2 protein-coding genes are annotated in these 13,189 nt (G+C 39.8%); both read left to right on the top strand.

The genetic code is table 11. The annotated features are described in order from the left end of the window. Positions 1–22: 22 nt before the first annotated feature. Positions 23–5,749 (top strand): SDR family NAD(P)-dependent oxidoreductase, encoded by a 5,727-nt coding sequence (locus LWH95_RS17900; RefSeq protein ID WP_442860847.1) that lies wholly within the window; start codon positions 23–25, stop codon positions 5,747–5,749. Beyond that, complete coding sequence (locus tag LWH95_RS17895) at positions 5,746–13,140, top strand: SDR family NAD(P)-dependent oxidoreductase (RefSeq protein ID WP_232920100.1); 7,395 nt, start codon at positions 5,746–5,748, stop codon at positions 13,138–13,140. Before LWH95_RS17900 ends, LWH95_RS17895 begins: the two co-directional genes overlap by 4 nt. The last annotated feature ends 49 nt before the right edge of the window (positions 13,141–13,189 follow it).

The following is a 13,189-nucleotide window of genomic DNA, read 5'->3' as shown; positions in this document are numbered from 1 at the left end:
AGACCAAAGAGGGATGAGACAGGTGGCTAGTAATCAAAACTATCAGTTCACATTAACAATAAAACACACAGACTATATTGTTAGAGATCACCGGGTGCATGGCACCCGGATCATACCTGGTGTTACGTTTTTAGATATTATTTATCGAATGGCACTCAGCAAAGATTTGCCTATTGAAGAACTGGAATGTCAAAATATTCTCTATTTAGAGCCCGTAGCAACATCTAATACCTTTGACAGAGAAATTCTTATTTCCTTTCAAGGTTCACACCAGGGATGGGAGATTCAAGCGAAAAGCAGAAAAGTGAAAGACGGACATGTTTTAAACGAAAATTGGGATAAAAATATGCAATGCCGCCTAATGCCGAAAACAGGCGGCGACTTGATTTCAATAGATATTGACAGGATAAAAAATACAGCTGAGCGTGTTTCTGATATGGATACATGCTATGCCTATTTAAGAAAAGTCGACATTGAGCATTTTGAATTTATGAAAAGTCTCGGAACAGTCTATGCAACGGAAGATTATGTACTTGCCGAGTTAAAACTCAGCAAGATAGCGAAACAATATGTCGGTTACTTTCAGATGCATCCTACTTTTCTTGATGCATCCACCATTATCACAGTTCTATATCAGACATGTCCGGAATATTTCACTAAAGGAGTGGCTGCCAGCCGTTTCAAAACGTATATTCCTATTCATATTGAATCATTTCAAATGGTAAAACGTCTGTCGGATACATGCTATGTGTACATCGAGAAACAAGACCAAAATCATGATACCGGAGATGTTATCAGAGTAAGCTATGGCTTATACGATGTATCGGGAAATAAGATCGCACAATTTACCCGGTTATCTGTTAAGCATATCCGATCTAAAGAATTAATTGAAAATCTTAAAAAGACATCAGGCAACTTCCAGAATAATTCAATCCTTAAACTGAAAGACAATCAAACAATAAAAGAAACGAACAAAAAGCGGATTAATGATATTGAATCAGAGCTGAAGGAACTAATAGCTGGGACAGCGAATATCAGCAGCCATGACATTAAGGCTGACATCGGTTTTTATGAACAGGGGTTGGACTCTGCATCTTTGTTGAGTATCGTCAAAGAACTGGAGCGTAAAACCGGGGAACAGCTGTATCCGACACTCCTGTTTGAGTATAAAACAATCCGGGAACTGGCCGCTTATATTGAAGAAAATAAAAAAATGAATAGCCATTTCTCAACTCCTGAGATATTGGCTGAAATTCCTGATGCACAAGAAAATTTAGCATCATCCGGAGAAGCTTTATGTTCACCGCATATGACAGAGAGAGAGATTCAGCTGCTGATTGCAGATGTTCAAGGAATAACCCCTGATAACCTTTCTATTGAAAAGGGATTTTATGAGCAGGGTTTAGATTCTGTAACGCTTCTGGAGGTTGTTAAGGCGTTAGAGAAAAAGTCGGGCAGGGAGTTATACCCTACTCTGCTGTTTGAATATACAACAATTCGAGAGCTGGCAAATTACTTTGCTGCAAATAATGAGAAGCTTTCGGCGATCAAAAACCCTGAGAAAGACCACCATATTACAGCTACAACTTATTTAACGCCGCAATGGAGACGAAAAGATATTCCTATAAAAGGTTATAACGTTAAAACAGCTAAAAAAACGTATTTGCTGTTTCAGCATGACAGGGCGCTGTTCGATAACATGCAAAGTGATTTTAATAACGATACCGAACAAATTATATTAGTTTTGTCAGGAGACACTTTTCACTATTATGGCGGTGGTGTATATGAAATAGATCACAATGAGGAAGCTCATTTTGAAAGATTAGCATCTGAACTAAAGCAAAAACAGCAAATACCTGACGTCGTGATCTACGGATGGCCGGATGGATCGTTTGCGCCCGGTGCCGGCATAATAAATGAACAGCTTTCTAAAGGTGTCTACCCGCTTTTATTTTTCAGCAAGGCTTTAATGCGAAGTAAGGCATCAAAGGAGATTGTGTCCCTTTATCTTTATCTGGCGGATAATAAAAGCGCTCAGCCGTTATACGCTTCAGTACATGGCGCCGGACAGTCAATATCATTGGAGAACCCGAAAATGGTTTTTAAAACAATAGGCATTTCCTTATCAGGTAAACCGATTTCAGTTCAAGAAAAAGCTGGAATAATCGTTAATGAATCCGTTGAAGTGCTTTCAGAGGAAACTGACATTTATTATGAAGCGGGAGAACGCTTTGTCCGTGTCCTCCGAGAGGCTGAACCCATAGATAAATCCTACTCCGCATTTAAAGAAAATGGAGTGTATCTCATCACTGGAGGCGTTGGAGGCCTCGGACTTTTATTTGCAGAGCATATTGCCTCACAAACAACGGCCTGTATTATTTTAGCGGGCCGTTCGGAGCTATCGGAAAGCAAAAAAAACAGAATCAGACAAATAGAAGCCTGCGGGTCGTCAGTTCAATATATTAGAGGCGATATTTCAGATAGCCGCGACGCTGAACGAATGATAAAGAAAATTAAACGGCAGTTCGGGAAAATTGACGGTGTTATACACAGTGCAGGGATAATTAATGATGCATTTTTAATACAGAAAACAAAAAGTGAAATTCAAAAAGTGCTTAAACCGAAAATATATGGAACCGTTTTACTGGATAGCCTGTTGCAAGATGAACCACTTGATTTCTTTATAATGTTTTCATCAAGCAGCTCAATCTTCGGTAACATTGGTCAGACAGATTATGCGTTAGCCAATCGTTTCGTTGATCTTTTTGCTGACTGGCGGGAAGGACTGAGACAAAATAAAGAACGGTCTGGTATCTCAGTAGCCATTAGCTGGCCGCTATGGGAAGACGGGGGCATGAAAGTGGATAAACAAACCGAAGACTGGATGAAGGAAAAAATCGGTATGATTCCCCTTAGGAAAAACAGCGGGATTAAAGCCTTTTATGACTCTATTTATCTGCGTCTGCCTCAGCTAATTGTATTTGAAGGTGACAAAGAAAAATTGAAGGCGGCCCTTCATGAGAAATTTGTAAAGGATAAAGCAGGTGATACACAAAAAGTTGAACCTGCGGTTGTGAGAGACCAAGATATAGCCATTATCGGCTTAAGCGGAAAGTATCCAATGGCTGATAATCTTAATCAATTTTGGGAGAATTTAAAAGAGGGGAAAGATTGTATCACTGAAGTTCCATCTGATCGTTGGGAGCTGAATGGATTCTTCAGCGAAGAAAGAGACGTGATAGGCAAGTCATACAGCAAGTGGGGCGGCTTCGTCAACGGAACTGATCAATTTGATCCGCTCTTCTTTAATATATCACCTCGTGAAGCAGAACTAATGGACCCGCAAGAAAGGCTCTTTTTAGAATCAGCTAAAGAATGTTTTGAAGATTCAGGATACCAAAAAAACAAGCTGGAAAAAATGAAAGTCGGTGTATTTGTAGGTGCAATGTGGGGGCAGTATCAATTATTTGAAGGAGAAGAAAACGGACTGTCTTTCACACCTGCTTCTGTCTACTCTTCAATTGCTAATCGGGTTTCTTATTACTTTAATTTAAAAGGTCCTAGTTTAGCTCTTGATACGATGTGCTCTTCCTCTTTGACTTCTATTCATTATGCATGCCAAAGCATACATTGCGGAGAGAGCGATATGGCGTTAGCCGGAGGAGTGAATCTGTCATTACACCCTAATAAATATAAATTTCTCAGTATGGGACAGTTTTTATCGAGTGATGGCAGATGCAGAAGCTTCGGGAAGGATGGGAATGGTTATGTGCCGGGCGAAGGAATAGGAGCTGTTTTGTTAAAACCGTTGAAAAAAGCCATTGAAGATCAAGATCAAATATATGGTGTGATTAAGGGCAGCTCTGTTAACCATGGCGGAAAAACAAGCGGATATTCTATTCCGAATCCAGATGCGCAGACAACAGTCATTTCAGAAGCGCTTCGTAAAGCTGATATTGATCCAAATTCCATCAGTTATATTGAAGCGCATGGCACAGGTACATCATTAGGCGATCCTATTGAAATTCAAGGCCTTCGAGACTCTTATCAATTGGACCATCCTTGCGCCATTGGATCTGTTAAATCAAACATCGGTCATTTAGAATCGGCAGCCGGTATAGCTGCAGTAACGAAAGTGCTTCTTCAGATGAAGCATAAGCTGCTTGTTCCTTCGTTACATTCCGATACTGTCAATCCATATATAGATTTTGATCAAGTTCCTTTTCAGGTGCAGCAGAACGCAGCTGAATGGAAAAGTCCTGAAATCAGTGAAACCGTTTATCCACTGAGAGCAGGTGTAAGTGCCTTTGGGGCAGGGGGGGCCAATGCACACCTCATTCTGGAAGCATATGAATCCTTGAATACTAATCAACCTCAAAGCAGCAGAGTTATTTTTATTTTGTCTGCACAAAATAAAAACCGTTTGAAAAAGTATGCGGAGGTTATGGCCCGCTTTTTATCTGAAAATGAAATGCAAAACGAGAATGATCGTGTGAAACTTCAAGATATTGCCTATACCCTGCAAACGGGACGTGAGCATATGGAGGAAAGGCTTGCAATAGTAGCAGATTCAAGCTTGTCGATCGCCGAAGAACTTTTAGGCTATACCAGAGGGGAAACCAGTGAATCAAGCTATACAGGTAATATTTTAAAATGTGAGGTTAAAGCTGAAGCTCCCCGCATTCATAAAGATTATGAAGAAGTTGCACGGAGATGGGTAAAAGGTGAGCCAATAGATTGGGAGGCTTTTGAGGAAAACCGGTATTCTTTTCGAGTCTCTATCCCGGGGCAGCCGTTGATTAAGAAGCGGTACTGGATCAAAGAACAGACGAGAGAATATGTTTTAAATAGGGAGCTTAAACCAAGGCACCCTTTCTTAGGAGTTAATACGTCTACTTTTAATCAGTACAGTTTTACGAAAACAATCGACAGGGACAATCCATTTGTAATGAGTCTTACAGAATACGGAAAGTCCTTTTTCTCTGTTGTGTCTTTAATCGAAATGGCTGCAGCAAATGCGTCCGAGGCATTTGGGCATAGCGTCAATAAAATAACTGAAATATCTTGGAATCAAGGCAGGTGCGACCCCGCTGACATACAAGAGCTAATCATAGAGTTAACGCCTCAAGAAGGTTTTGCGCAATTCGAAATATACGCAAAAATCTCAAGTGAGAACAAAATAAGGCTTGTTCACGGAAAGGCGCACATTGTCGAGCCAAAAGAAAACGATTTACTCCCTTTTTTATTAGATATCTCGAAAGTAAAATCGGATATGCTTGAACATGGTTTCGCAATACCTTATGCGTCTGAAACAGTAAAAAACAACAGTGAAATGCTGTCATTATTTTTCATTCCGGATCACTTTTATGAAAACAGTGGAGATTTCACTTTTCTTCCATTTGCATTTGAGTCTGCGATTCAGACATCCGGGCTATTTGTAAACGGCGGGACCCCTGCTGAACTGATTGGAATGAATGAAGTGACCATCTATCAAGCTTTTACTCAAGATTTTTATATTTATACTCAAATTGAAAAACAATCTAACAATATTGATTTGACGTGCCATATTACATTTGCAGACACAAATGGCAGCATCCTGGCTGAATGCAGAGGGCTAGTGTTTAGCAATAGCTATTCTGAAAAAGCTGATCAATCCGATGATGAATTAATTTGTTTGCTTCGCAAATTGGAGGCAAATGACATTGATCAAACGGCTGTATTGAAGCAACTAATGGGGGAAGAATCATGAGGGGAAAACGTGAACAAATCAGTGAAATTCTTGAGCTGATCGAAACAGGAAATATAACGGCTGACGAAGGATATGCCCATGTAAAATCAATTCAAGACAATGGCGAACTAGCAACTGATAATCCGCCTTTATATTATAAGACTGAATGGATAGAATCAAATATTCCGAATACGAAAAATGCAGACTTGCCTGGCTTAGTTCTTATTTTTGCTGAAAATGACTGGCAAATAAAAGAACTAAGCGATTCATTAGTGGATTGCAACCTTTTGTTTGTTTGTCGAGGAGAAAAATTTTCTATCAACAATCGCAATGTGCTTACTATTAATCCAGCGAAAAAAGCAGACTATATAAAACTTTTTAAGTATATCCAAGATCAATTCATGCTGCCTGAGAACATCCTTCATTTATGGTCTGACAGTCAGGATAATATAAGCCAAGAAGGAATAGAAAAACAACTGGAAAGCGGTATATTTTCTCTTCTATACATTACACAGGCATTGATTGAGATGAAATGCAAGAATACTGTAAAGCTGAAACATATATTTCAAACTGAACATAAGGCTCAACTGCCATTACATCACGCTTTAGGCGCCTTTGTTAAAACGGTTCATCAGGAGTATCCAAATTTTCACTATCAGATCATCAATGTCAATCATGCACAGGATATGGGTGTCGACAATTATTCAGAGATTGCGGATATTTACCGAAAAGAATGTGAAGGCGATCAAACTTTGCAATTCGAAGTGCGCTACGAAAATGGTAGCCGATTCACGAAACGTTATAAAAGCGCAAACATTGACGGGTTATCTCAGCCGCTTAAACGTAAGGGATGTTATCTGATTACAGGCGGATTAGGCGGGCTCGGCTATATTATTGCGAAATATTTGACGGAAAAATGGAAGGCTAACCTCATTTTGACCGGACGTTCTTCTTTAACTGCTGAGCAGTCTCGGAAGATTAATGATTTGAGAAGCTCAGGTTCTCACATCGATTATATACAATCAGATATTTCAAAAAAAGATGAGACAGAGCGGGTATTTACTTTTGTAAAAGATCAATTTGGTCATTTAAACGGTGTTTTTCACATTGCCGGAGTGCTCCGCGATTCGTTTATTTTAAGAAAAACAAAAGAAGAAATCGATCAGGTAACAGCAGCGAAAGTTTACGGAACGGTATGGCTGGCGAATGAAATAAAAAAATTAAATCTTGATTTGTTTGTATTGTTTTCTTCAACATCATCTATTTTCGGTTCAATCGGCCAAGGTGATTATGCCTTTGCCAATGCTTTTCTAGATCAGTATGCAGCAGTTATTTCTGCAAAAGGATACGCCCAAAAAACAGTTTCCGTCAATTGGCCGCTGTGGGCAGCCGGCGGGATGAATATTGACTATGAAGGAATACAATTAATGAGAAGGGAACTCGGCCTTGAACCTTTAGATGAAAGTACTGGGCTGCGCGCCTTAGAAGATAGCTTGTGCCAGACATCTGAGCAGCTGATTGCAGTAAAAGGTCAAAAAGAAAAAATTGAAAACGCGTTGAACCGTGCTGATACAATCAATAGCCTTCTTGAACAGCGAGATGAAAAAAATGAACGCAACGATGAATTAAAACAAGAAATTATTCATTATTTGAAAAAACTGCTGTCTGAAGAATTAAAATTATCGGCTTCATTCATTGATGAAAAACAATATCTTGAGAAATACGGTATTGATTCAATTATGATTATGCGTCTAACCAAAAAGTTAGAGCAAAATATCGGCAAACTATCAAAAACCTTATTTTTCGAATATCACTCGATTACTGAATTGGCGGATTATTTTCTGAACCATCATAGTGAGCGTATGCTGAAACTGTTGAATCCTATTGCTGCAAAACCCCAACATGAATTGCGTCAGAAAAGAATAACATCAGTAAAAACCGATGCTCCAAACTCTATAAAAGAGAACGTACAAAAGAAAGTTCCGAGGCGCTCAATTTCTGCTGATATTGCCATTATTGGAGTAAGCGGCAGATATCCTGGCGCAGAAAGTATTAGGGATTTTCAAAATGTGCTGCTGAATGGACGGGATTGCATTAGTAAAATTCCCGATGATCGAAAGGAAATGTTGGAAGGGAGCTGTTATAACTGGGGGGGATTTCTTAAAAATGTAGATCGATTTGATCCTTTGTTTTTTCGGATATCACCGAAAGAAGCAGCTTATCTTGATCCCCAGGAACGGCTTTTCTTAGAAACAGTATGGAACACTATAGAGGATGCGGGGTATACAAAGTCAGATTTGGCTCAGAAAAAAGTCGGGGTATTTGCAGGAGTCACATACGGGAGTTATCAATTTTTCGGCGTTGAAGAATCTATGAATGGAAATGAATTAGCCGTGGGTTCTCCTTTTTCTGCAATTGCAAACAGAGTCTCGTACTATTTCAATTTTACGGGACCTAGTATGGCGGTTGATACAATGTGTTCATCCTCTCTCAATGCTATTCATTTAGCCTGTGAAAGTATTTTGCGGGGAGAAAGCAGCATTGCTGTTGCAGGCGGTGTCAATCTTACGCTTCATCCAAATAAGTATACTTTATTGAAACAAAGTCGCTTTTTTGCGAGTGATGGGCGGTGCCGTACATTTGGTGCAGGCGGCGACGGTTATGTACCGGGCGAAGGAGTAGGCTCTGTTCTATTAAAGCCGGTCGCAGATGCAATAAATGACGGAGATCATATTTATGCGGTGATAAAAGCAACGGCAGTAAACCATGGAGGCAAAACAAACGGATTTACTGTTCCTAATCCTAATGCTCAATCTGAACTGATAGGAGCGGCACTGAAAAAAGCTGATATTGATCCTCGAACGATCAGCTATATTGAAGCACACGGAACAGGTACTTCTCTTGGAGATCCAATTGAAATAACCGGATTGACGAAAGCGTTCCGCCAATATACGGACCAGACTCAATATTGTTCGATCGGTTCTGTTAAATCGAATATCGGACATCTTGAGGCTGCTGCAGGTATTGCAGGTCTGACAAAGGTTCTAATACAAATGAAGCTTAAAAAGCTTTTCCCCTCTATTCATGCAGAGACATTAAATCCGAATATCGATTTTGGAGCATCGCCTTTTTATGTACAACGGTCACTGCAAGATTGGGAGAAACCAAATCTGAAAGAAAGCGGAAAAGAGGTTTCGGTTCCGAGAAGAGCGGGGATCAGTTCATTTGGGGCGGGAGGAACAAACGTTCATGTGATTCTTGAAGAATATGAAGAAGCCAACAAATCGGCAGAACAATTTGAAAAAGAGCCGCACGTCGTTCTGTTATCGGCAAAAAATAACGAAAGGCTTCTCGAGTATGTAGATAAAATGAAAGAGTATATCAAAAACTCTCTAAAACCCACAAAGCAAAGCGGACAGCCGGATATGGTTGAAAAAGTGAATGAAATACTGAAACCATTTGTTTCAAAATTGATTCATGTCAATCCGAAAGAAATTGATCCGATAGAGAATATGGCAGAATTTGGATTTGGGCCTGTAGAGTTAAGCAGTATCACAGGTTTTATTAACGAAACGTTTCAAATAGAGCTTTCCATGCATCATTTAACAGATTTTCGTTCAATACAATCTATAACGGAATACTTATTGAAAGAGTATACTGGGCAGGTTAGCAGACTCTTTCCGAAGGAAGGCTATGGAGAAGAACAAACGGACGAAATAGTTTTACGAGATCTGGCTTACACAACACAAGTCGGCAGGGAAGCCATGGAATCCAGATTAGCAATTGTCGGTTCAACACTGAAAGAGATACAGGATAAATTAAACGATGTTTGTCTAGAAGTTCAACGTATTCCTGGCGTATATTTAAATCAGCATGCTCTACAGCAAGTTGAACAAATGAAGGCATTGATAGAAGGTAAAGCAGGTGAGCAGTTTGTAAAAAGTGTGATTGAGTACGGTGAAATGGAAAAGCTCGCTCAATTGTGGGCATGGGGCGCGGATATCGACTGGAAAATAGTCCAAAAGTATTCGCAGCAAACAGGCAAACGTATTTCCATCCCTACATATCCGTTTGCAAAAGAATCCTATTGGGTTCCTGGTCTAATTGAGAAGAACTCAGAGGTGAAAGCTTCAGCTCCGAAAATCCATTTGCAAAAAAAATGGAGAGAGTTTAATATTGCAAAAAACTCAGAAAAACCGGTTTTGGGGCTAACAATAGCATTGGTGCATCATGATACCGAATTAATTGCTCGTTCTGTATGCTCAGAGATAGAGGAGAAAAATCTTATTATTATAAGACATAATTCTTCTTTTATAAGACAATCAGATTATTTGTATGAATGTTCTTTTTTAGATGAAAAACAAGCATACACCGCTGTCAATGAAATTTTGATGAGCCGGAAGCAGCAGATCGAGAACCTATTCGATTTTTCTGACATCAGCAATCTCAACGATAGTCAAAATCTTATACCGTATGGGAAAATTGTTATTATTCAAGAGCTTATTAAACGGAGCAAAAAGGAATCTCCGTTATCGGTTCTTCAATTGACAAATGGCCTTCAAATTTTTAAAACAGAGAAGCCGAAAATGAGAGGAGCAGAATTAGCCGGTCTTTTAAAAGCTGTTTCTTCAGAATACACTTATGTTAATGGTAAAACAATTGATACAGACAGTGTGCAGAATCCGTATGAGCTGAAGCAAATGATAGAAAATGAACAAGAAAATCATGCTGGAGAGGTTGAAGTATGCTATCGCCACGGTATCAGGTATATTCCGTTTTTTGAAGAAGATAGGGTTCAACCGAGTGAGTCTTTTTCATTTCGTTTAGATAAAACCATAGTAATAACTGGCGGAACAGGTGGCATTGGCAGGGAAATAATAGATGAACTGGTAAAACGGGGAGTAACAAAACTAGTGCTTACGGGCACGCGCCCATTACCTTTGCGAAGTGAATGGGCGGGTTTGTTGGAGGATGCAAGTATAGATCAGAAGATCATCGACAATATTAAACTATTTATGAATCTTGAAGAGAGAGGCATTAGCTATCGGTATTACAGCGGCTCTCTTACAGATAAAGAGAAACTGCGTTCGTTTTTTCTTGAAGCCAGAAAAGACCTTGGAGATATATGCGGAGTGATTCATTGTGCCGGCCAGCACAGCAACGGAAATCCAGCATTTATTCATAAAGGCATTGAAGATTTCAAAACAGTTTACGGACCAAAGATCGTCGGTCTGCAAAATCTGCATCAGATTTTTGAAGATGATCCGTTGGATTTCTTTATTCTATTTTCATCAATTGCAGCTCAAGTCCCGCAACTATCTAAAGGGATGTCTGATTATGCATCAGCCAATGCGTATATGGACTATTTTGCGGCTTATCATTTTCAAATGGGAAAATCCTATTTTACATCTATCAATTGGCCAAGCTGGAAAGAGGTGGGGATGGGAAGGGTAACGAGTCCTTCATATAATGATTTAGGATTGGGTTCACTATCGACGCAAGAAGGAATGGCAACTTTGCGCAATGCACTAAGCAAAAAAACAGCTGCTATGATGCCTATTGTGAAAAATAGTGCAGTCTTTAAGGCAGACACGCTTCTGAAAGTTTATAAGAGTGATCTGAGTGCGGTTTCAAGCAGCAAAGCAGAGATTTCAGATATTTCTAACAACCGTACTGATGCTCTTGTTGGAGAGCTGTCAGGCATTTTTGCCGAAGAATTAAGCATCCCGGTTGAAAAGCTAGACCCGTTTGTTGCCTTTCAAGAATATGGCGTAGATTCTATACTTCTTGTAAGTATTATCCATCGTATAGAAGCTATTATTCAGAAGAACTTAGATCCTACTATACTTTTCGAACACAACACTATTCATAAACTTGCAGAATATGTAAAGGGAACAGGGTTTCAATTGAAGGAACAAACGGCACAACTTGACTCTTTTTCTGTTCATAATGTCTTTGAAAAAGTACCCGAATCAAGAAAACACATGGAAAAACATGAAAAACTGCAAACGTCATCTGCGAAAATAGCCGTTATTGGAATCGGATGCAAATTTCCAGGCGCAGCGAATAAAGAAGAGTTTTGGCGTAACTTAAAAAAAGGAAGAAAGCATATAAAGGAAGTTCCAGAATCCCGCTGGAGCATTGAAAAATACTATTCCCCTGTAAAGACAAAGGGAAAAAGCATTAGTAAATGGGGAGGCTTTATTGATGGGATTGGAAGTTTTGATCCAGTTTTTTTCCGGATGCATGAGGAAACAGCCGTCCAAACTGACCCATTAATCAGACACTTTTTAGAAACTAGTGTACAAGCTGTCAGGGATGCGGGTTATGAAGAAACAGAATTATCCGGAAAGAAAATCGGTGTGTTTGTCGGTTCAAGAATGGGGGGGTACGGCCATAAATTACGAGAAGAAAACACTCATAATATAGTTGGTCTCAGCCAGAACTTTATTGCCGCACATGTATCGCATTTCTTTAATTTTCACGGCCCAAGCATCGTATCGGATACAGCTTGCTCTTCTTCGTTAGTGAGTATTCATTTGGCTTGCCAAAGTTTAAAAGAAGGTGATTCAGAGATGGCAATTGCAGGCGGGGCAGACCTGCTGCTGGATGAAGTTCCTTACTTGATGCTAAGCGAAGGCGGGGCCCTTTCTCCGGACGGTCAGTGTTTTACCTTTGACGAAAGGGCAAACGGTTTTGTACCAGGTGAGGGTTTTGGAGCTGTATTATTAAAGTCGCTGGAAAAAGCGAAATCTGACGGTGATCAGATATACGGTATAATTGATGCATCCGCTATTAATAATGACGGTGCAACGATGGGCATTACAACTCCTAACCCAAAACTGCAGGAGCAAGTGATTCAGGATGCCTTTGAAAAAGCAAAAATAGAGCCTGACTCAGTCAGCTACATTGAGACACATGGAACCGGTACTATGATTGGAGACCCGATTGAACTTCAGGCGTTAACAAAAGTATTTCAAAAAAATACAAGGCGAACTCAATATTGCGGAGTCGGCAGTGTGAAAACAAATGTGGGACACTTATTAAGCGCAGCCGGAGCGGCTAGTTTTATTAAAGTGATTTTGTCACTATGGCATAAAAAAATCCCGCCTACATTGAATTGCGAAACGCCAAACCCTCGCTTTGAATTCGGGCAGTCGCCTTTTTATCCAAATACAAGGCTGAAAGAATGGAAAGAAGAAAAAAGGAGAGCAGGCATCAGTGCTTTCGGTTTTGGCGGAACAAACGCCCACATTTTGGTCAGTGGGTATGATGAATTGCACAATATTGTTCGAAAACCGCTGACACCGGCCGTATTCAATAAAAGAGAGTTTTGGCCTAAAGCTTATTCGCATAAACAAAAGACACATTATAAAAAGCAGTTTCTTGAGATTATTGATGAAACAGAGTGACACTCACTCTGTTTCTTTAAATTGCAAAAGAAGAAAGGTTGTCGAATTA

Origin of the sequence: Bacillus sp. G16, from assembly GCF_021282335.1 — a bacterium.
Lineage (GTDB): Bacteria > Bacillota > Bacilli > Bacillales > Bacillaceae > Bacillus > Bacillus inaquosorum.
Note: the sequence above shows the minus strand (reverse complement) of the source record. Positions and strands in the feature narration are given on the sequence as shown.